The 243-nt window shown below is 60.1% G+C and carries 1 pseudogene; it reads right to left on the reverse strand.

From position 1 onward, the window contains the following. A pseudogene (locus FNJ47_RS48510) lies at window positions 1–133 on the reverse strand (L,D-transpeptidase); the annotation flags it as partial. Window positions 134–243: the final 110 nt, after the last annotated feature.

The raw sequence follows: 243 nt of genomic DNA on the forward strand, positions 1-243 counted from the left end.
GCAGCGCATCCCAGTTCGTGAGCCGGACACAGCCATGGGATGCCGCCTTGGAGACCAGGCCGGGATTGCCGGTGCCGTGAATGCCGTAGCCTTCCCCCGAGAGGTTGATCCACACCACGCCGACCGGCACGTTGAAGGTGACGGCGGTCAACAAGAACCCGACCTATCGCTACAATCCCAAATACAAGTTCAAGGGCGTCAAATCGAACAAGCCGTTCACGATCAGGCCCGGCCCTAACAATC

It is taken from the genome of Bradyrhizobium uaiense, assembly GCF_010811875.1.
In the GTDB taxonomy this organism is placed as follows: Bacteria; Pseudomonadota; Alphaproteobacteria; order Rhizobiales; family Xanthobacteraceae; genus Bradyrhizobium; species Bradyrhizobium uaiense.